Annotated in this window: 20 protein-coding genes and 1 tRNA gene; 8 read left to right on the forward strand and 13 right to left on the reverse strand. The window is 65.1% G+C overall.

Going from position 1 to position 17,219, the window contains the following annotated elements:
• Nucleotides 1–25 precede the first annotated feature (25 nt).
• Nucleotides 26–1,750, reverse strand: a complete 1,725-nt coding sequence (gene phaC / locus VAR608DRAFT_RS31105) for a class I poly(R)-hydroxyalkanoic acid synthase (protein ID WP_088957579.1) — start codon at nucleotides 1,748–1,750, stop codon at nucleotides 26–28.
• A gap of 103 nt (nucleotides 1,751–1,853) precedes the next feature.
• On the opposite strand from phaC, the gene VAR608DRAFT_RS31110 reads away from it, so the two are divergent.
• Nucleotides 1,854–2,150, forward strand: coding sequence for a hypothetical protein (locus VAR608DRAFT_RS31110; protein ID WP_088957580.1), 297 nt, complete (start codon nucleotides 1,854–1,856; stop codon nucleotides 2,148–2,150).
• Here the strand turns inward: VAR608DRAFT_RS31110 and pgeF are convergent.
• Together pgeF and maiA are read right to left on the reverse strand one after the other, a co-directional pair.
• Nucleotides 2,082–2,837: a peptidoglycan editing factor PgeF gene (pgeF, locus tag VAR608DRAFT_RS31115; protein ID WP_088957581.1), complete on the reverse strand. Its 756-nt coding sequence runs from the start codon at nucleotides 2,835–2,837 to the stop codon at nucleotides 2,082–2,084. The two genes, VAR608DRAFT_RS31110 and pgeF, sit on opposite strands and share 69 nt — an antisense overlap.
• Nucleotides 2,834–3,472 (reverse strand): maleylacetoacetate isomerase, encoded by a 639-nt coding sequence (maiA, locus tag VAR608DRAFT_RS31120; protein ID WP_088959072.1) that lies wholly within the window; start codon nucleotides 3,470–3,472, stop codon nucleotides 2,834–2,836. Before maiA ends, pgeF begins: the two co-directional genes overlap by 4 nt.
• Before the next feature lie 132 nt (nucleotides 3,473–3,604).
• On the opposite strand from maiA, the gene VAR608DRAFT_RS31125 reads away from it, so the two are divergent.
• From VAR608DRAFT_RS31125 to VAR608DRAFT_RS31140, 4 genes are all read left to right on the forward strand, one after another.
• Complete coding sequence (locus VAR608DRAFT_RS31125; protein WP_088957582.1) at nucleotides 3,605–4,306, forward strand: fumarylacetoacetate hydrolase family protein; 702 nt, start codon at nucleotides 3,605–3,607, stop codon at nucleotides 4,304–4,306.
• A 98-nt stretch (nucleotides 4,307–4,404) separates the two neighbouring features.
• Nucleotides 4,405–4,956 (forward strand): NUDIX hydrolase, encoded by a 552-nt coding sequence (locus VAR608DRAFT_RS31130; RefSeq protein WP_088957583.1) that lies wholly within the window; start codon nucleotides 4,405–4,407, stop codon nucleotides 4,954–4,956.
• Entirely contained in the window at nucleotides 4,953–5,429 is a 477-nt protein-coding gene (locus VAR608DRAFT_RS31135) for a CreA family protein (RefSeq protein ID WP_088957584.1), read from the forward strand. Before VAR608DRAFT_RS31130 ends, VAR608DRAFT_RS31135 begins: the two co-directional genes overlap by 4 nt.
• 132 nt (nucleotides 5,430–5,561) lie before the next feature.
• Nucleotides 5,562–6,092, forward strand: a complete 531-nt coding sequence (locus VAR608DRAFT_RS31140) for a murein hydrolase activator EnvC family protein (RefSeq protein ID WP_231973024.1) — start codon at nucleotides 5,562–5,564, stop codon at nucleotides 6,090–6,092.
• A gap of 53 nt (nucleotides 6,093–6,145) precedes the next feature.
• Here VAR608DRAFT_RS31140 and VAR608DRAFT_RS31145 read toward each other — a convergent pair whose 3' ends face one another.
• On the reverse strand, nucleotides 6,146–6,583 hold the full coding sequence (locus tag VAR608DRAFT_RS31145) for a DUF1810 domain-containing protein (protein WP_088957586.1): 438 nt from the start codon (nucleotides 6,581–6,583) through the stop codon (nucleotides 6,146–6,148).
• 110 nt (nucleotides 6,584–6,693) lie between these two features.
• Between VAR608DRAFT_RS31145 and VAR608DRAFT_RS31150 the strand changes: the two genes are divergently transcribed.
• Nucleotides 6,694–6,981: a DUF1488 family protein gene (locus VAR608DRAFT_RS31150; RefSeq protein WP_088957587.1), complete on the forward strand. Its 288-nt coding sequence runs from the start codon at nucleotides 6,694–6,696 to the stop codon at nucleotides 6,979–6,981.
• Here VAR608DRAFT_RS31150 and otnI read toward each other — a convergent pair.
• Genes otnI through VAR608DRAFT_RS31175 form a run of 5 tightly spaced genes read right to left on the reverse strand, consistent with a single transcriptional unit; the run spans nucleotide 6,974 to nucleotide 11,988 of the window.
• Complete coding sequence (otnI, locus tag VAR608DRAFT_RS31155; RefSeq protein ID WP_088957588.1) at nucleotides 6,974–7,771, reverse strand: 2-oxo-tetronate isomerase; 798 nt, start codon at nucleotides 7,769–7,771, stop codon at nucleotides 6,974–6,976. The genes VAR608DRAFT_RS31150 and otnI overlap by 8 nt on opposite strands.
• 50 nt (nucleotides 7,772–7,821) lie before the next feature.
• Nucleotides 7,822–8,469 (reverse strand): class II aldolase/adducin family protein, encoded by a 648-nt coding sequence (locus VAR608DRAFT_RS31160; protein WP_088957589.1) that lies wholly within the window; start codon nucleotides 8,467–8,469, stop codon nucleotides 7,822–7,824.
• Nucleotides 8,466–9,776, reverse strand: a complete 1,311-nt coding sequence (gene otnK, locus VAR608DRAFT_RS31165) for a 3-oxo-tetronate kinase (RefSeq protein ID WP_172843925.1) — start codon at nucleotides 9,774–9,776, stop codon at nucleotides 8,466–8,468. Before otnK ends, VAR608DRAFT_RS31160 begins: the two co-directional genes overlap by 4 nt.
• On the reverse strand, nucleotides 9,773–10,663 hold the full coding sequence (ltnD, locus tag VAR608DRAFT_RS31170) for an L-threonate dehydrogenase (protein ID WP_088957590.1): 891 nt from the start codon (nucleotides 10,661–10,663) through the stop codon (nucleotides 9,773–9,775). Before ltnD ends, otnK begins: the two co-directional genes overlap by 4 nt.
• Nucleotides 10,664–10,674: 11 nt before the next feature.
• Complete coding sequence (locus VAR608DRAFT_RS31175; protein WP_088957591.1) at nucleotides 10,675–11,988, reverse strand: MFS transporter; 1,314 nt, start codon at nucleotides 11,986–11,988, stop codon at nucleotides 10,675–10,677.
• A 197-nt stretch (nucleotides 11,989–12,185) separates the two neighbouring features.
• Between VAR608DRAFT_RS31175 and VAR608DRAFT_RS31180 the strand changes: the two genes are divergently transcribed.
• Nucleotides 12,186–13,202: a LacI family DNA-binding transcriptional regulator gene (locus VAR608DRAFT_RS31180; RefSeq protein ID WP_088957592.1), complete on the forward strand. Its 1,017-nt coding sequence runs from the start codon at nucleotides 12,186–12,188 to the stop codon at nucleotides 13,200–13,202.
• Nucleotides 13,203–13,326: 124 nt separating this feature from the next.
• Nucleotides 13,327–13,638: a hypothetical protein gene (locus VAR608DRAFT_RS31185; protein ID WP_088957593.1), complete on the forward strand. Its 312-nt coding sequence runs from the start codon at nucleotides 13,327–13,329 to the stop codon at nucleotides 13,636–13,638.
• Nucleotides 13,639–13,778: 140 nt separating this feature from the next.
• Here the strand turns inward: VAR608DRAFT_RS31185 and VAR608DRAFT_RS31190 are convergent.
• From VAR608DRAFT_RS31190 to pheT, 4 genes are all read right to left on the reverse strand, one after another.
• A tRNA-Pro gene (locus VAR608DRAFT_RS31190) sits at nucleotides 13,779–13,855 on the reverse strand.
• Nucleotides 13,856–13,880: 25 nt separating this feature from the next.
• Nucleotides 13,881–14,345 carry a MerR family transcriptional regulator gene (locus VAR608DRAFT_RS31195; RefSeq protein ID WP_088957594.1) on the reverse strand — a complete coding sequence of 155 codons (465 nt, stop codon included), beginning with the start codon at nucleotides 14,343–14,345 and terminating at the stop codon, nucleotides 13,881–13,883.
• A 66-nt stretch (nucleotides 14,346–14,411) separates the two neighbouring features.
• A complete protein-coding gene (locus VAR608DRAFT_RS31200; RefSeq protein ID WP_088957595.1) occupies nucleotides 14,412–14,783 on the reverse strand; it encodes an integration host factor subunit alpha in 372 nt (123 codons plus the stop codon).
• Nucleotides 14,780–17,218 (reverse strand): phenylalanine--tRNA ligase subunit beta, encoded by a 2,439-nt coding sequence (gene pheT, locus VAR608DRAFT_RS31205; protein ID WP_088957596.1) that lies wholly within the window; start codon nucleotides 17,216–17,218, stop codon nucleotides 14,780–14,782. Before pheT ends, VAR608DRAFT_RS31200 begins: the two co-directional genes overlap by 4 nt.
• Nucleotide 17,219 lies beyond the last annotated feature (1 nt).

Consider the following 17,219-nt stretch of genomic DNA (forward strand, 5'->3'; position numbering starts at 1 on the left):
CCCCAGCGGGGGAAAAGAAAAAAGATCAGGCTTTTGCCTTGACGTATCGGCCCGGCGCGGGTTCGCTCGCCTTGTAGGCGCTCCCCTTGCCGTAGGACTTCGGGGCCGCGGTCTGCTTGCCCGAGTGCGTCTTGAGCCAGTCGGACCAGTCGGTCCACCAGCTGCCGGGATGCTCGGTGGCACCGCTCAGCCACTCGGCCTGCGTTTTCGGCAGCTTGCCGTCCGCGCGGATCCAGTGGCTGCGCTTCTTGCTCGCGGGCGGATTGATCACGCCGGCGATGTGGCCCGAAGCGCCCATCACGAAGCGCTTCTTGCCGGAGAGGATCTGCGTCGACGCATAGGCGCCGCCGATCGGCACGATGTGGTCCTCGCGCGAGCCGTAGATGTAGACCGGCGCATCGATCCTGCCGAGGTCCACCGTCTCGCCGCACACGGTCAGCACGCCGGGCTGGGCGAGCTTGTTCTCGTGGTAGGTGTTGCGCAGGTACCAGCAGTACATCGGCCCCGGCAGGTTGGTCGCGTCGCTGTTCCAGTAGAGCAGATCGAAGGGCGGCGGCACCTCGCCCTTCAGGTAGTTGCCGACCACGTAGTTCCACACCAGGTCGTTGGGGCGCAGGAAGCTGAAGGTGGACGCGAGCTCGCCGCCCTTCAACAGCCCGCCGTTGCCCATCTGCATCTCGCGGAACTGCACGAAGGCTTCGTCGATGAAGATGTCGAGCACGCCGGTGTCGGTGAAGTCGAGCAGGGTCGTCAGCAGCGTGACCGACGACGCCGGCTGCTCGCCGCGCGCAGCGAGCACGGCCAGCGCGGTGCTCAGGATCGTGCCGCCGACGCAGAAGCCGAGCGCGTCGATCTTGCCGCCGGCCTTGTCCTGCCCGGTGATGGCCTGCGTGACCTGGATCGCCTTGATCGCGGCGTCCTCGATGTACTGGTCCCAGGTGTACTGGGCCATCGACGAATCCGGATTGCGCCAGCTCACCACGAAGACGCGGTGCCCCTGCTCCACCGCATACCGAATGAGCGAGTTGGCCGGCTGCAGGTCGAGGATGTAGAACTTGTTGATGCACGGCGGCACCAGCAGCAGCGGCCGCTCGTAGACCTTGGGCGTCAGCGGCTTGTATTCGAGCAGCTGGAACAGCTCGTTCTCGAAGACCACCGCGCCTTCGGTCGAGCCGACGTTGCGGCCCACTTCGAAGGCGCTCTCGTCGGTCATGCTCATGTGGCCCTGCTGCACGTCGTGCAGCAGGTTCTGGATGCCCTTGGCGATGCTTTCGCCCTGCGTGTCGATCGCCTTCTTCTGGGCCTCGGCATTGAAGGCGAGATAGTTGCTCGGCGATGAAGCCGCCATCCATTGCTCGACGGCGAAGCGCACGCGCGCGCGGGTCTTGTCGTCGGCATCGACGGCCTCGGCCATGCTCATCAGGGTCCGCGCATTGAGCAGGTAGACCGCAGCGGCGAAGGACGAGAGGGGGTTGTGGCTCCAGGCTTCGCCGGCGAAACGCTTGTCGCCACTGGTGCGGGCCGCAACGTCCTGCTGCCAGAGTTCGGCGGCTTCGCTCAGGTACTGCTGCTGCAGTTCCTGGAGCCTTTCAGGGTCCAGCGAAATCCTGGGGAGCTCCCAGCGAGGGCCTTGTCCGTTGCCGTGTGCGCCGAGCGACTGGAATGCTTCGAGTGCCTGGCTCCATCCCTGCGAAAGCGCCTGTTGGAACGGCGCGAAGGTGTCGCTTGCCGCGGCGTGTTCTTGTTTCATGGTGTCTCCTGCTTCCTCACCTCTTCCGAACGGGATTTGAGTATGCTGCATTCAAGCAGCCCCCACCAGCGCGGCGTTCGATACCTTGCTGAAAATATCACCTATGCACCTCGTCGTGATTGCCTGGCTGTATGTTGCCGTGATGATGGCGGTCGCGGAGGCCACCAACACCAACGGCACGGTTCTGGGCGCGGTCTTCACGTTTCTGCTCTACGGCCTGATTCCGGTCGCCCTGGTGCTCTACCTGATGGGCACGCCGGCACGCCGGCGCGCGCTGAGAGAACGCGAAGCCGCCGAGCGCGATGCAGCCATTCGTGCACATGCCACAGCCTCAGTCGCGCCAGACGCAGGCGGCGAAACGTCCGCTGATGCGGTCGCGCCGGTGCGAGAAAAATCGTAACGGGTTGTGCACCGTACACCACGAATCCGTGCTGTCGTTGCCGTACAGCCGCGTGACGCCCGCTGCGCAGAGACGCAGACGTGCGAGGCCCGCGAGATCGGCCATCCACTTCCCTTGCGCTCCTGCAGGCTCGAAGCACTGTCTCGCTTCGGGTGAGATGGCTTCGAACGCAACGCGAACTTCATCGCCGACTTCGAACGCATCAGGGCCGATGCACGGGCCAAGCCATGCGATCACGCGCGTCGCATCGCCGTCTTCCCTGAAGGCATCGAGCGTGCCCTCGAGCACACCAGCGGCCAGACCGCGCCAGCCCGCATGCGCCGCGGCCACGCGACGGCCGGCTTCATCGGTGAACAGCACCGGCAGGCAGTCGGCCACCATGATCGTGCAGGCGACGCCGCTCTCGACCGTGGTGCAGCCGTCGGCGGCCATGCCATCGGTTGCGTCGCGGCCCAACACGGCCACCTCGGCCGCGTGCACCTGCTGGAGGAACACCGGCCGCGCACCGATCGCGTCTGCGAGCGCCTGACGGTTCGAGCGCACCGCGATCGGATCGTCGCCGACATGGTCGCCGAGATTCAAGCCCTGGTAGCTGCCCCTCGAGACGCCGCCGGCGCGCGTGGTGCACACCGCGTGCACGCCGGACGGCGCCGGCCAGTCGGGGGTGATCCAGTCGAGGGGGGTCACGCTTCGGCGTCGGGACACTGCGAGGGTTGCGCGCGCTGGAAGGCCTCGAGCTGCATGCAGGCTTCGAACGCCGCCATGGTGCGTGGCAGGCCGCTGAAGTCGCAGTCGAAGCGCTGTCCATTGAAGATCTGCGGCACGAGGCAGCAGTCCGCCATGGTGGGCGTGCTGCCGTAGCAGTAGGTGCCCGCGGGCAGCAGCGCCAGCTGGCGCTCGAACGCCAGCAAACCTTCGCGCACCCAGTGGCGATACCAGGCGTTCTTGGCGTCGTCGTCGAGCTTGAGCTCGCGCACGAGGTACTTCAGCACGCGGAGGTTGTTCAGCGGATGGATCTCGCAGGCGATCGACTGCGACAGCGCCCGCACCTTCGCGCGGCCCACCGGATCGTGCGGCAGCAGCGCCGGCTCGGGATAGACCTCGTCGAGGTACTCGATGATCGCCATCGACTGGGTGAGGCGCTCGCCGTCGTCATCGAGCAGCGGCACGAGCATGTCGGGCGAAATCGCGGAGAACGGGCCGGTCTTGTGGTCGCCGCGGGCGATGTGCACCGGGATGTATTCGAAGTCGAGGCCCTTGAGATGGAGGGCGATGCGCACCCGGAACGAGGCCGAGGAGCGGAAGTAGTTGTGCAGCTTCATCATGCGGCAAGCATATCGCTGCGCCATGACAGCGGCCAGCAAGGCAGGCAGGGCAAGGCCGGAGGGCGGCCCGCGCTGCCGTCTGGCACACTGCCGTTTTCGCAAGAAAGCGCTGAAAAGGACTGTATTTCCATGGCCTCCGAGTACGTATTCACCCCGCATCCCGTGGTCTCGATCCCCGTCGTCGGGCAAGCCGCCCGGTTTCCGGTGCATCGCATCTATTGCGTCGGCCGCAACTACGAGGAGCACGCCAAGGAAATGGGCTTCACCGGCCGCGAACCGCCCTTCTTCTTCATGAAGCCCGCCGACGCGGTGGTGGTGGTCGATGCCGGCGCCACCGGCACCATGGCCTACCCGACCCTCACCAAGAACCTGCACCATGAGATCGAGCTCGTCGCGGCCATCGGCACCGGCGGCAAGAACATCAAGGCGGCGGACGCGCACAAGCACATCTTCGGCTACGCGGTCGGCCTCGACATGACGCGCCGCGACCTGCAGAACGACATGAAGAAGCAGGGCCGTCCCTGGGACATCGGCAAGAGCTTCGAACAGAGCGCGCCCATCGGCCCGATCGTGCCGGTCGCCAAGGCGGGCGACGTCGAGAAGGCCGAGATCTCCCTCCAGGTCGCCGGCGCCGACCGCCAGCGCAGCAACGTGAGCAAGCTGATCTGGAACATCGCCGAAACCATCGAGCACCTGTCGGCCGCGTGGGAACTGCAGCCGGGCGACCTGATCTTCACGGGCACCCCCGAAGGCGTGGCCGCGGTGGTCGCCGGCGACACGCTGGTCGGCGAGATCACCGGCCTGCCGGCACTGACGGTCAAGGTGGTCTGAACAAGTTCATGAGCCCCCAAGCTTCTCACTTCGTGTGTTCGCTGCCCCCCGAGGGGGCGCAGTCCGCCCTTGGGGCGGCCCGGCGAGCGGACTGATCCATGTTCCTGCGCGTTCCCATCAAGCACTGCAAGAACTGTGGCACCGCGGTGGTCTACCGTGTCCCCGATGACGGAGACACGAAGGAGCGCGCGATCTGCCCGGCGTGCAACACGATCCACTACGAGAACCCGCTGAACGTGGTGGGCACGATCCCCGTGCTGGGCGATCGCGTGCTGCTGTGCAAGCGCAACATCGAACCACGCTGGGGCAAGTGGACGCTGCCCGCCGGCTTCATGGAGCTCAACGAGACAACCGAACAGGGCGCGGCGCGCGAGACCGACGAGGAAGCCGGCGCCGAATACGAGATGGAAGGCCTCTTCGCGGTGATGAGCGTGGTGCGGGTCGGCCAAGTCCATCTGTTCTACCGCGCGCGCCTCTTGAGCGACCGCTTCGACCCGGGCCACGAGACGCTCGAGGCCCGGCTCTTCACCGAAGAGGAAATCCCCTGGGACGAGATCGCGTTCCGCACCGTCAAGGCGGCGCTGGAGCGCTACTTCGAGGACCGGCGGCGCGGCAGCTTCGATCGCGTCCACACGCTGGACATCGTATGAACCGTTTCGCGCACCGCGCTGCCGTCTTCGGCCTGTCGGCGATCTCGATATGGGCCCGCGCCGAGCAGGTCGGCGACGTCGACACCGCCTTCAAGCTCATCGGACCCGACCACAAGATCGTGGTCGATGCCTACGACGACCCGAAGGTGAGCGGCGTGACCTGCTACGTTTCGCGCGCGAAGACAGGCGGCGTCTCGGGCGCGCTCGGGCTGGCCGAGGACAAGGCCGAGGCGTCGATCGCCTGCCGGCAGGTGGGCCCGGTCAGCATCGCGCAACCGCTGCCCAAGCGCGAAGAGGTCTTCAGCGAACGCCAGTCGATCCTCTTCAAGCGGCTTCGCGTGGTGCGAATGGTCGACGCGAAGCGCAACACGCTGGTCTACCTGACCTATTCCGATTTCCTCGTCGACGGTTCCCCGAAAAACAGCGTCACCGCGGTGCCCATCGATCGCGGGGCGCCGATCCCCGTCAAGTAGAAACAGAGAAAACGCGCGCCAGCCGATGCTGCCAGGACTCGTGGCACCGGTGCTGCCGGCGCCGTGCTAAAAATGGCCTTCTGTCGTGAGGCCGGGAACCCCCTGGCGTCCATCGCGTTCGAAAGAGCCGCCATGAAAGTACACAACCACTTTTTTCGCACCGCTGCCGTCATGGCGACGGCCGTCATGCTGGTCGCCTGCAAGTCGACGCCCCTGAACCAGAACCAGGGGCCCGCACCCGGCTTCTACCCCCTGCCACCCGCCGCGGCTCGTCCCGCGCCACCCGCGAAGACAGCGACCTTCCTGCGCCCCGCGCCCGGCCGGACGATCTCGAAGTTCGACGGCACGGGCAACAAGGGCATCGACATCGCGGGCAACATGGGCGACCCCATCGTCGCATCGGCCGACGGCCGCGTGGTCTATGTGGGGGGCGAACTGCGCGGCTACGGCAACATGGTCATCGTCAAGCACAACGACACCTATCTCACCGCCTACGCGCACGCACAGACGATCCTCGTCAAGGAAAACGAGGTGGTGCGGCAAGGCCAGAAGATCGCCGAGATCGGCAACAGCGGCGCCGACCGCGTGAAGCTCCATTTCGAGATCCGCAAGCAGGGCGTGGCGGTGGACCCCGAGCCGTACCTCAGCGGCGACCTGCACTAGCCTGTTCACACTATTTCCGGGGTCGCCCCGGAAATAGCGTGAACAGGCCCTAACTAAGGCGTGGCACCCTGCAGAAGCAGCAGCGTGCCGCGGTCCGAGCTACCGCCGAAGTACTTCTGCAAGCATGAGCTGAACACGGGGGTCGAGGAATCGGCCGTGATCGAGAACAGCGTCATCGACGACCAGAACTTCTGGTCGTCCGGCGCTCCGAAAACGTCCCCGACGGTGCGGTCCTTGAGGGCCAGCACGATCTCGCTGCACGCCCTGAGACGCGCGCCCAGCACGGGATGCTCGAGATACGCACGCGATTCCTCGAGCGACGAGATGGCGTAGTGCTGAGCCATTGCGCTGCGGCCCAGGCCCGCCAGTTGCGGAAAGACGAACCACATCCAATGGCTGCGCTTCTTGCCGGCGCGCAACTCATCCATCGCCGTGTCGATCACGTCGGCCTGGGCATCGACGAAGCGTTGCAAGTCGAAGGGGTCGTTCATGGACGAGCACCTCCTGTAGGCGGCATCTGTCTGCGGTTGACGAAGTATGCCGCGTCCATCTTGCTTCATGAAAGCGTGAAATCCAAAAGCTTGAGAAAAAGGAGATCACCATGTTCAGCGAAGCGATCCATTGCCGCGATACGCAGACTGTCAGATTCGCGATTTACCCGGATGGCTTCGATGGACCGCGCATCATCGCCCGTATCTCCGACGATGCGCTGCACCGGATCTTCGGCGCACGCCGTGACGATGCGAACCTTGCTGCCGCCTGCCAGGCCCACTTCGACCGGATCGAGGCCAAGGCGTTGGAACGCCATCATGCGGCGCCACTGTCCGCCGTCTGGCTCAGGGCGGTCGACTTCCGCGTGGAAGCGGAAGCCGAGCTGAGCGTCATCTGAGCGCCCGGTGCCCGCCGCGGGTTCGCCACCGCAAGCCAGCCGACGTGCCTTCCTTGGGTCTGTACTCACACCCGACCCATCCGTCGAACCCGAGCGCGTCGATCACATCGAACAGGTAGTCGTAGTTCAGTTCGCCCAGGTCAGGTTCGTGGCGTTCGGGCACGCCCGCGATCTGCAGATGGCCGACCCGGCCGGTCGGCAGATACTGGCGCAGCTTCATCGCGACGTCACCTTCGACGATCTGGCAGTGGTACAGATCCATCTGTACCTTGAGGTTGCGCGCACCAACCGCTTGCACGACGCGGTGGGCTTCGTCCTGCCGGTTCAGGAAGAAGCCAGGAATGTCGCGCCGGTTGATCGGCTCGATCAGCACGTCGCGGCCGGCGCTCGCGGCCAGCTCGGCGGCCCATGCCAGGTTGGCCTCGTAGGCCGCCTGGAGTCGCGCGCGCTCCACGCCTTCAGGCGCAAGCCCGGCCATCACATGCACGCGAGGGCATGCCAGCACCTGCGCATACTCGAGCGCCTTGGCAAATCCGCCGCGGAATTCCGCCTCGCGCCCCGGCAAGCAGGCGGTACCGCGCTCGCCGGCGTCCCAGTCACCTGGCGGGGCATTGAACAGGACCTGCTGCAATCCGTGGTCGGCCAGTTGCGAAGCCAGAGCTTCAGCCTCGAAGGCATAGGGAAACAGATACTCAACGGCTGTAAAGCCGTCCTGTGCGGCTGCCTGGAAGCGGTCGAGAAAAGCCAGCTCCGGATAGAGCATGCTGAGATTGGCGGCAAAACGCGGCATCGGGTGCACTCCTGGATGGAAAGGAAGGGGTGAATCGCTCTCGCGCGCAGTCACCACTTCGCGCCGAAATCGCTGCGCAATTCATCGATCTGCGCCGCTGTCAGAGGGGTGGGGCGAGTCATCAGCCAAAGCCGCGCCGTCTCCTCGAGTTCCTCGAGCACCGCGCTGGCCTGCGCCGGATCGGAGTGCCACACGTTGGGACCGAGCCGCTCCATCATCACGGCGCGGATCGGCGAGCCCACCGTGCGCATGTGTTCGATGCGCCGCGCCACCTCGTCACCCATCGCCGGGTCGCCCGGCCGGTGGTAGGGAATCAGCGGGACGTGGCCGACCTTCATCACGAAGTACGGCGTGATGGGCGGGACGATGTCATCCGCATTGCCGACGCCCGCGAGCGTCAATGCAACCAGATGGGTCGAGTGGGTGTGGATCACGCAGCGCGCCTCGGGATCGGCCGCATAGATGCGGCGATGCAGCGCCAGCGTCTTGGATGCACGGTCGCCGCCTGTCTGCACGCCTTCGCGGTTCACCTGCGCCAATCGCGCCGGGTCGAGGCCGCCGAGGCAGGCGTCTGTCGGCGTGATCAGGAAGCCGCTGTCGGTGCGCACACTGATGTTGCCCGCCGTGGCGTGCACGTATCCGCGGGCGAACAGCGACGCGCCAACGCGGCAGATTTCCTCGCGCAGGGCGCTGGTCATGCCGCCTCCAACCGATCGAAGGCCTTCGTGAAGAAATCCGTGCTTCCGAAGTTGCCGGACTTCAGCGCCACGTGCAGCGTCTCGCCGGCACAAGCCGGCGACTGCACGGCCGTCCACGGCACGCCCGGGTCGATCTGCGGGCCGATGCTCATTTGGCGGACGTCGAGTTCGCGCACCGCTGCGCCCGAAGTCTCGCCGCCGGCCACAACCAGTTGCCGCACGCCGCGCTCGACCAGCCCGAGCGCGATGCAGGACAGCGCCTGTTCGACCATCTCGCCGGCCCGGGCGACCCCAAGTTGCGCCTGCACATCCTTGACCGCCGCCGATTCGGCGGTGGCATACACCAGCACCGGCCCATCGGACACATGCTGGGCGGCCCAGGCCAAAGCCTCGCCGACCACGTCGTCGCCGGCCGCAATCGCCATCGGGTCGACAGCAAAGCTCGGCCGTCCACTGCGCTTGAAGTGCAGCACCTGCGCGTTCGTCGCCTGCGAGCAGCTCCCCGACACAACCGCACGAAGACCCGTTGCCGGTGGCAGCTTGCCGGCTCTTGCGCCTGCCCCACCTGGCTCGATGGCGGGCCAGTTCTGCGACAGGCCGATCGCCACGCCGGAACCGGCGGTCACCAGCGGCATGCCTTGCAGCGCCGCGCCGATGTGCATCAGGTCCGCGTTCGAAACCGCATCGACGACCGCGATGCGGACCCCTTCGGCCTGTAGCACCGCGAAGCGCTCGCGAATGGCGCGCGCACCCTGTGCGACCACGTCATAGGCCACCAGGCCGACCTTGTGCTTCGTCTGCATTTGAAGCACGCGCACGAGGTTGGCATCCGTCATCGGCGTCAGCGGATGGCTGCGCATGCCGCTGTCGCTGAGCAACTGGTCACCGACGAACAGATGGCCCTTGAAGACCGTGCGCTGGTTCTCCGGAAACGCCGGGCAGGCAATGGTGAACCCGCCCTGCGGCAGATCGGAAAGCGCGTCGAGCAGCGCGTCGGTGACGGGACCGATGTTGCCCTCCGGCGTGGAGTCGAAGGTCGAGCAGTACTTGAAGTAGACCTGCTGCACCCCCTGAGCCTGCAGCCAACGCAGCGCGGTCAGCGATTGCGCCACCGCGTCGGCCGGGGCGATGGTGCGCGACTTGAGTGCGACCACGATCGCATCGGCATCGACCGCTGCCGCTTCGTCCTCAGGCACGCCGATGATCTGTACAGTGCGCATGCCGGCGCGCACCAGGTTGTTGGCCAGGTCGGTGGCACCGGTGAAATCGTCGGCGATGCAGCCGAGCAGAGGTTGCACGGCGCTCATTGGTCGGCCTTCGGGAGTTCGATGCCGGGGAAGATCTTGATGACCGCAGCGTCGTCTTCCTTCGCATAGCCGGCGGTCGACGCCTGCATGAACATCTGGTGCGCAGTGCTCGCGAGCGGTAGCGGAAATTTGCTGGCGCGCGCGGTGTCGAGCACCAGCCCGAGGTCCTTGACGAAGATGTCGACCGCCGACAGCGGCGTGTAGTCGGCCTTCAGCACGTGGGCCATGCGGTTCTCGAACATCCAGCTGTTGCCTGCGCTGTTCGTGATGACCTCGTACAGGGCCGCGGCATTCACGCCTTCGCGAAGGCCAAGAGCCATGGCTTCGGCCGCCGCGGCGATGTGCACACCGGCCAGCAACTGGTTGATGATCTTGACCTTGCTGCCGTTGCCCGCCGTGTCGCCCAGCCGGTAGACCTTGGCGGCCATCGCTTCCAGCAAGCCCTCGCAGCAGGCGTAGGCAGCGGGCTTTCCGGACGTCATCATCGTCATTTCACCGGAGGCCGCCTTGGCGGCGCCGCCGGAGATCGGCGCATCCAGATAGTGCAGACCGAGGGCTTCGAGTCGGCCTTCAAAGGCAATCGAAACGTTGGGGTCCACCGTGGAGCACATCACGAACAGGCTGCCGGCGGCCATCGCCGTGGCAGCGCCTTCGGCGCCAAACAGCACGGTCTCCGTCTGCTGCGCATTGACGACCACCGACACCACCACCGCGCAGGCCCGGCCCACCTCGGCGGGGGAGGCACACACGACACCGCCTTCCCGGGCGAATGCCTCGGCTGCACCCGGCCGTGCATCGCACACATGGACGGTATGCCCTGCACGCCGCAGCGACTTCGCCATGCCCGAGCCCATGGCGCCAAGACCGATGACTCCGATATTGCTCATGTTCTCTCTCCTCAACGATTGACCAATTTGGCCGGCGTCCTCAGCACCGCAATGGCGCCTGCCACCAACATGCCGGCCAGCACATACATGCCGCTCTGAGTGCTCTGCGTTGCGTCCTTCAGGAAGCCGATCAGATAGGGACTCACAAAGCCGGCCAGATTGCCCACCGAATTGATCGCAGCAATGCCTACGGCAGCGGCCGCACCGGAAAGGAATGAAGTCGGCAGCGACCAAAAGAGCGGTGCACAGGTCAGCACGCCCGCAGCAGCCAGCGAGAGCGCCGCGACGGAGACGACGGTGTTGTGCACGAATGAAGCGGCGATGACGAAGCCGAGCGCACCGAACAAGGCCGGCACGACCAGGTGCCAGCGGCGCTCGCGGCGGGCATCGGCGCTTCGGCCGATCAGATTCATCGCCACGATTGCGCAGCCAAAGGGAATCGCGCTGAAGAGTCCGATGTTGAGATTGCCGGTGACGCCAGTGGCTTTGATCAGCGTCGGCATCCAGAACGTCAGTCCGTACTGGCCCATCACGAAGCAGAAGTAGATCAGGCACATCAGCCAAACGCGCCGGTCGCCGAAGATGGCGCCGATGGAGTGCTTGCTTTCGGTTCCCTTTTGATCGGAGGCGATCTCGCGCTCAAGCAGCTGCTTCTCGCGCTCGTCGAGCCACTTCGCACTGCGAATGCCGTTGTCGAGGCAAGCCAAGACGACCAATCCCATCACCAGCGCAGGCAGGGCTTCGATGATGAACATCCACTGCCAGCCGCGGAAACCGCTAGCACCATGAAAGATGTCCATGACCCAGCCGGAGAGCGGGTTGCCGAAGATGCCCGCCACGGGAATCGCCGACATGAACAGCGCAATGATCTTTGCGCGGCGGTGCGCGGGGTACCAGTACGTCAGGTAGAGGATCACGCCAGGATAGAAACCCGCTTCGGCGATCCCGAGCAGAAAGCGCATCACGTAGAAGGTGGTTGGCGTCTGCACCCAGGCGAAGGCGGCCGACAACAGCCCCCACGTGACCATGATTCGGGCGATCCAGACCCGCGCGCCTACACGGTGCAGGAGGACGTTGCTTGGTACTTCAAACAGAAAGTAGCCAATGAAGAAAAGACCCGCGCCCAGACCAAAGACGGTCTCGCTGAAGCCCAGGTCCTGCGACATCTGCAGTTTCGCGAAGCCCACATTGACGCGATCGAGGTACGCAACCACGTAGCAGAGCATCAGCAACGGCACGATGCGCCAAAACACCTTTGCGTAGGTTCGGTCAGTCTCGGCGACGAGGGCAGCCCCCTCACCGGAGGCTGCGGTCAATGTGGTCATAAGGTCTCCTGGTTGCGTTGTGTCTCACCGAAATGTTTGCGCAACCACAACACTTGTTTGCGCAAACAATCTGATTTTGTTCGAATGTTTGCGCAAACAAATAGGTACAAACCCCGGAGCTAGGCGTTGGCGCCGAACGTGAACGGTTCGAAGCGGCCGCTATGCTTTGCGTAGAGCGAAAAGCAAGCAGGCGAACAATGAAAGTGCAATCCGAACCGGCGACCTCCATTACCCTGGAGGATGTGGCACGCCTGGCCGGCGTCAGCGGCATGACGGTGTCTCGCGTACTGCAAAACCACGTCAACGTCTCCGAACAAACCCGGGCCAAGGTCCAAGCCGCAGTGACCGCCCTCGGCTACGTGCCAAATCGCTTGGCTGGCGCACTCACCACGGCAAGGACGCGATTGATTGCAGTGATCGTCCCATCACTCAGCAACATCGTTTTTCCAGAGGTACTTCGAGGCGCCAACGAGTGCCTCGACGCCGCTGGCTACCAGGCCGTCATCGGTGTTTCGGACTACGACCTCGAGAAGGAAGAACGGATCATTGCCGCGATGCAGGCGTGGCGGCCGTCCGGCTGGATTCTTGCCGGCCTCGAACACACGCCCCGTGCCCTGCAGATATTGCGCGAGGTTCGCAGTCCGGTTGTCGAAGTGATGGACACCGACGGAGAGCCAATTGACATGGCGGTTGGGTTCTCGAATATGCAAGCAGGCCGCGACATGGGCCGGTTTCTTGCCGACATGGGGCGCCGTCGGATCGGCTATGTGGGCGGCGATCTGAGTCGCGACCTGCGCGCCGCCAAACGGAAAGAGGGCTTTGAACAAGCACTGGCAGAAAACGGCCTGGAACTGAAGGCCCGCTTCACCGCCCAACAGCCCTCGTCGCTGCTGCTGGGTCGGTCCGGATTGGCGCAACTGATCGCTGCTCACCCGGACTTGGATGCCGTCTACTTCTCGAACGACGACATGGCTGTCGGTGGGCTGATGCATTGTCTGGTCGCAGGCATCGAGGTGCCGGGTCGCCTGGCGCTCGCAGGATTCAACGGACTGGAAATAGGCGAAGCCGTGCCACTTCGGCTGACGACCATCAAGTCGCCACGCCATAGCATCGGGCAACGCGCAGCCGAACACATCCTCGCCAGGTTGGCCGGGAAAGTTCCACCGCTGAGGCTGGATTTGGGGTGCGAGTTCATCGCCGGCCAGACGACATAGTGTCGGGCGTGCAGGCGTGGCGGGGTCACGAGCGCGCGCTGCGGGACAACGCGGGCTGTCTGAAGCTCCGGCAGACCGCCTGCCAGTGCAAGCGCTACCATCTCTACTCGAATGGAGGTCGCGTATGGCCCAGCATGCAATCACTGCCATTCACTACGAGGGCGACAAGATCGATCTCGTGGCCGTTCATCCGGTCGTGGACAAGGAGTTCGGTTCGACAGAGTTCGAGCTTGGCGCGGCAAGGCGCATCAGCATCGGGGAGTGCGTCAATCTCATAGCCTCCGGTGAGGAGGTCTGCCTTGCGCGGCGCACCGAAAGCCACGCATGGGAAGTCATTTGCGATGTTCAGCTCTTGCCGGGGGGACGAGACATCACCGGCGTCGACATCCTTGATCGACCCAACGGTGCCTTGCGGAACCTTCCGGCGTGGGGCTAGTGGCTGAAGGTTCTGGCCAAGTCAACCGGGCTAAGCGGCTGGTCGCAATGAATCAGCCCAAGACCCAATACGGCAGAGCAAAACCAAAGAAAAACGGCCTACGCCTTGTGAGCGTAAGCCGTTGATCCATCTGGCGATTTTGGTCGGTGTGAAAGGATTCGAACCTTCGACCCCTTGCACCCCATGCAAGTGCGCTACCAGGCTGCGCCACACACCGAAGCTTGGATTATAGCCGTGTGAATTCAGTGACTCGGCGTCAGCAGCTCACGAATTTCATTCAGTTCGCGCCGAAGGTTGAGCAACTGCGACAGGTCCACGGTGCGAACCGGCGGCTGCGGCGCAGCCTTGTCGTCCTGAACGGCTGCGTCGAACTCCTCCTGATCGATCTCGACCGCCTCCATTCCTTCGAGCGGCACTTCGTTGCCGGACTTGCGGCGCTCGCGCTCCGACTGGACCATTTCCTGCAGCTTGTTCCGCGCACCGCTGATGGTGAAGCCCTGGTCGTACAGCAGATCGCGGATGCGCCTGATCATCAGCACTTCGTGATGCTGGTAGTAGCGCCGGTTGCCGCGCCGCTTCATGGGGCGCAGTTGCGTGAACTCCTGCTCCCAATAGCGCAGCACGTGCGGCTTGACGCCGCACAACTCCCCGACCTCACCGATCGTGAAGTAGCGTTTGACGGGTATCGGCGGGAGGGCTTTCTCCATTGAAATCAATACGGTGCGAGCGAAACCTTAGAGGTTACTCCACCTCGGAGCGGCAAAACAAGAAACCTACTCCGCGCCGAGGCTCCATTCGACCTCTTGCGGCGCATCCTCGGCGATGCTTCCGTGGATTTGTTCCTTGAGCTTGGCGCTCGCGTGGAAGGTCGCCACGCGGCGCTCGCCGATCGGAATGGCTTCACCGGTGCGCGGATTGCGCCCCGGACGAGGCGCCTTCACGCGAATCTGGAAGTTGCCGAAGCCCGAGATCTTCACGTCCGTGCCCTCGATCAGGCTGCTGGCGATCAGGTCGAAGAAAGCCTCGACCATGTCCTTGGACTCGCGCTTGTTCAGGCCGATCTGCTCGAACAGCAGATCGGCCAGGTGCGCCTTGGTCAGCGCCGGCGTTTCGAGGGCCTCGAGCGTGAATTCCATGGCGTTCATACCCGCAGACGCGCGCCGAGCTTGGCGCCGAGTTGAGCAACGATCGCATGCACCGCCGCCTCGACCTGCTCGTCGGTGAGCGTCGCCGCTTCGCTGTTGAAGCTGAGCCGCACGGCCATGCTCTTTTCGCCCGGCGCCAGACCGCCGGAGGCGACGGCGCTGCCATCGCGGGCAACCGCAGGACGATAGATGTCGAACAGCGTGAGCTCGCGCAACAGGCTGCTGTCGGCCGCTTCACGGATCGCGCCCATCAGCGCATCGTGCGTGATCGATTCGGCGACGACGAAGGCGACGTCGCGCTCCACCGCCTGGTGCTTGGCAACGGGCCGTGCAGCAGGCACCTGTCGCTGGACGACTGCGTCGAGATCGAGCTCGAAGAGGACGGGTGCATGGGCGAAGTCCCACTTCTGCCGCCAGCGCGGATGCAGTTCCCCGACGACGCCGATCGGGTGACCGTCCAGCAGCACACGGGCCGAGCGGCCCGGGTGCAAGGCGGGATGCTCCACCGGCTCGAACGTCGCCACGCGCGGCGCCAAGAGCGCCTCGACGTCGCCCTTGATGTCGAGGAAGTCGGTGCGGCGCCCCTTGCCTTCCCATCGGGCTTCTTCGGCATCGCCCCAGGCCAGGCCTGCGACGCGCATCGGTTGGTGAATGCCCTGGACGGTGCTGTCGGTCGTCGCCACCGTGTCGTCGCGCAGGAAAACCCGGCCGATTTCGAACACGCGGGCACGCGCGGCCTTGCGATCGACGTTGAACTTGAGGACGTGCAGCAAGGAACCGATCAGCGAAGAGCGCATCACGCTCATCTGGCTCGCGATCGGGTTCAGCAGCTTGATCGGGTTGGCGTTGCCGGCGAGATCGTGCTCCCAATGCGCTTCGACGAAGCTGAAGTTGATCGTCTCCTGATAGCCCAGCGCGGCAAGACCGTACCGGACCGCCGAGCGGCTGCGCCGCGCTTCGGGCCGAACGCGCGCCGTGATCGGCGCCAGCGGCGGCGTCGTCGGCAGGTTGTTGTAGCCCACGAGGCGGGCCACTTCCTCGATCAGGTCTTCCTCGATCACCAGATCGAAACGGTGCGGCGGCGGAGTCACGACCAGCGTGCCCTTGCCCTCCTCGACCGGCAGCGCGAGGCGGCGCAGTGCATCGGCGCACTGGGTCTGCGAGAGCGGCATGCCGATCACGCGTGCTGCACGCGCCACGCGCAGGGTGACGGGCTTGGCTTGCGGCAGGCGCAGGATCTGGTCGTCGATAGCACCCGCTTCGCCGCCGCAGATCTCGACCACCAGTTGCGAGATGCGCTCGATGATCGCCACGGTACGGCTCGGGTCGACGCCGCGCTCGAAGCGATGGCCCGCGTCGGTGGAGAAGTTGAATCGCCGCGAGCGGCCTTGCACGCTCTCCGGCCACCAGAAAGCGGCCTCGATGTAGATGTTGCGGGTGTCGTCGGACACGGCTGTCGCGTCACCGCCCATGATGCCGGCAAGCGATTCGACCTCGCGGTCGTCGGCAATGACGCCGACCTTTTCATCGACGGTCACGGTATTGCCATTGAGCAGCTTGAGCTGCTCGCCGGGCTTGCCCCAGCGCACGACGAGGCCGCCGTGGATCTTGTCGCGATCGAAGATGTGCGACGGCTGGCCGTACTCGAACATCACGTAGTTCGAGATGTCCACCAGCGGCGAGACACTGCGCTGGCCGCAGCGGGCCAGGCGGTCGACCATCCACGCCGGCGTGGCGACCTTCGTGTCGACGCCGCGCACGACGCGGCCCGAAAAACGGCCGCACAGTTCGGGCGCTTCGACCTTGACCGAAAGCTTGTCCGAAGCGATGGCCGCCACCGGCGTGATCGCCGGCGTCTTGAGCGGGGCACCAGTCAACGCGGCGAGCTCGCGCGCGATGCCGTAGACGCTCAGACCGTGCGCCAGATTGGGCGTCAGCTTGAGGGTGAGCAGCGAATCGTCGAGCTTCAGCACGTCGCGCACATCGGCGCCGATCGGCGCGTCGGCGGCCAGTTCGAGCAGGCCGCCATGGTCATCGCTCAGCTTGAGTTCGCGCGCCGAGCAAAGCATGCCCTGGCTCTCGACGCCGCGCAGCTTGCCGAGCTTGATCGAGAACGGCTTGCCGTCCTCGCCCGCAGGCAGTTCGGCGCCGACCAGCGCCAGCGGCACCTTGATGCCGGCGCGCGCATTCGGCGCACCGCACACGATGCTCAGCAAGGCGCCCTGCCCCGCATCGACCTGGCACACGCGCAGGCGGTCGGCGTTGGGGTGCTGGGCGGCTTCCTTGATCTCGCCGACCACGACCTTCGTGAAGGGCGGCGCCACCGGCCGGCGCTCCTCGACTTCGAAGCCGCCCATCGTGAGCGTTTCGGCCAGTTCGGCACTGCTGAGCGGCGGGTTGCAGAACTCGCGCAACCAGGACTCGGGGAATTGCATC

The organism is Variovorax sp. HW608 (genome assembly GCF_900090195.1).
GTDB lineage: Bacteria > Pseudomonadota > Gammaproteobacteria > Burkholderiales > Burkholderiaceae_C > Variovorax.

Excerpts from the sequence above, each read along its gene's own strand:
- phaC (WP_088957579.1), bottom strand. The coding sequence starts at position 1,750 with ATGAAACAAGAACACGCCGCGGCAAGCGACACCTTCGCGCCGTTCCAA.
- VAR608DRAFT_RS31110 (WP_088957580.1), top strand. The coding sequence starts at position 1,854 with ATGCACCTCGTCGTGATTGCCTGGCTGTATGTTGCCGTGATGATGGCG.
- maiA (WP_088959072.1), bottom strand. The coding sequence starts at position 3,472 with ATGAAGCTGCACAACTACTTCCGCTCCTCGGCCTCGTTCCGGGTGCGC.
- VAR608DRAFT_RS31125 (WP_088957582.1), top strand. The coding sequence starts at position 3,605 with ATGGCCTCCGAGTACGTATTCACCCCGCATCCCGTGGTCTCGATCCCC.
- VAR608DRAFT_RS31130 (WP_088957583.1), top strand. The coding sequence starts at position 4,405 with ATGTTCCTGCGCGTTCCCATCAAGCACTGCAAGAACTGTGGCACCGCG.
- VAR608DRAFT_RS31135 (WP_088957584.1), top strand. The coding sequence starts at position 4,953 with ATGAACCGTTTCGCGCACCGCGCTGCCGTCTTCGGCCTGTCGGCGATC.
- VAR608DRAFT_RS31140 (WP_231973024.1), top strand. The coding sequence starts at position 5,562 with ATGAAAGTACACAACCACTTTTTTCGCACCGCTGCCGTCATGGCGACG.
- VAR608DRAFT_RS31145 (WP_088957586.1), bottom strand. The coding sequence starts at position 6,583 with ATGAACGACCCCTTCGACTTGCAACGCTTCGTCGATGCCCAGGCCGAC.
- VAR608DRAFT_RS31150 (WP_088957587.1), top strand. The coding sequence starts at position 6,694 with ATGTTCAGCGAAGCGATCCATTGCCGCGATACGCAGACTGTCAGATTC.
- otnI (WP_088957588.1), bottom strand. The coding sequence starts at position 7,771 with ATGCCGCGTTTTGCCGCCAATCTCAGCATGCTCTATCCGGAGCTGGCT.
- VAR608DRAFT_RS31160 (WP_088957589.1), bottom strand. The coding sequence starts at position 8,469 with ATGACCAGCGCCCTGCGCGAGGAAATCTGCCGCGTTGGCGCGTCGCTG.
- otnK (WP_172843925.1), bottom strand. The coding sequence starts at position 9,776 with ATGAGCGCCGTGCAACCTCTGCTCGGCTGCATCGCCGACGATTTCACC.
- ltnD (WP_088957590.1), bottom strand. The coding sequence starts at position 10,663 with ATGAGCAATATCGGAGTCATCGGTCTTGGCGCCATGGGCTCGGGCATG.
- VAR608DRAFT_RS31175 (WP_088957591.1), bottom strand. The coding sequence starts at position 11,988 with ATGACCACATTGACCGCAGCCTCCGGTGAGGGGGCTGCCCTCGTCGCC.
- VAR608DRAFT_RS31180 (WP_088957592.1), top strand. The coding sequence starts at position 12,186 with ATGAAAGTGCAATCCGAACCGGCGACCTCCATTACCCTGGAGGATGTG.
- VAR608DRAFT_RS31185 (WP_088957593.1), top strand. The coding sequence starts at position 13,327 with ATGGCCCAGCATGCAATCACTGCCATTCACTACGAGGGCGACAAGATC.
- VAR608DRAFT_RS31195 (WP_088957594.1), bottom strand. The coding sequence starts at position 14,345 with ATGGAGAAAGCCCTCCCGCCGATACCCGTCAAACGCTACTTCACGATC.
- VAR608DRAFT_RS31200 (WP_088957595.1), bottom strand. The coding sequence starts at position 14,783 with ATGAACGCCATGGAATTCACGCTCGAGGCCCTCGAAACGCCGGCGCTG.
- pheT (WP_088957596.1), bottom strand. The coding sequence starts at position 17,218 with ATGCAATTCCCCGAGTCCTGGTTGCGCGAGTTCTGCAACCCGCCGCTC.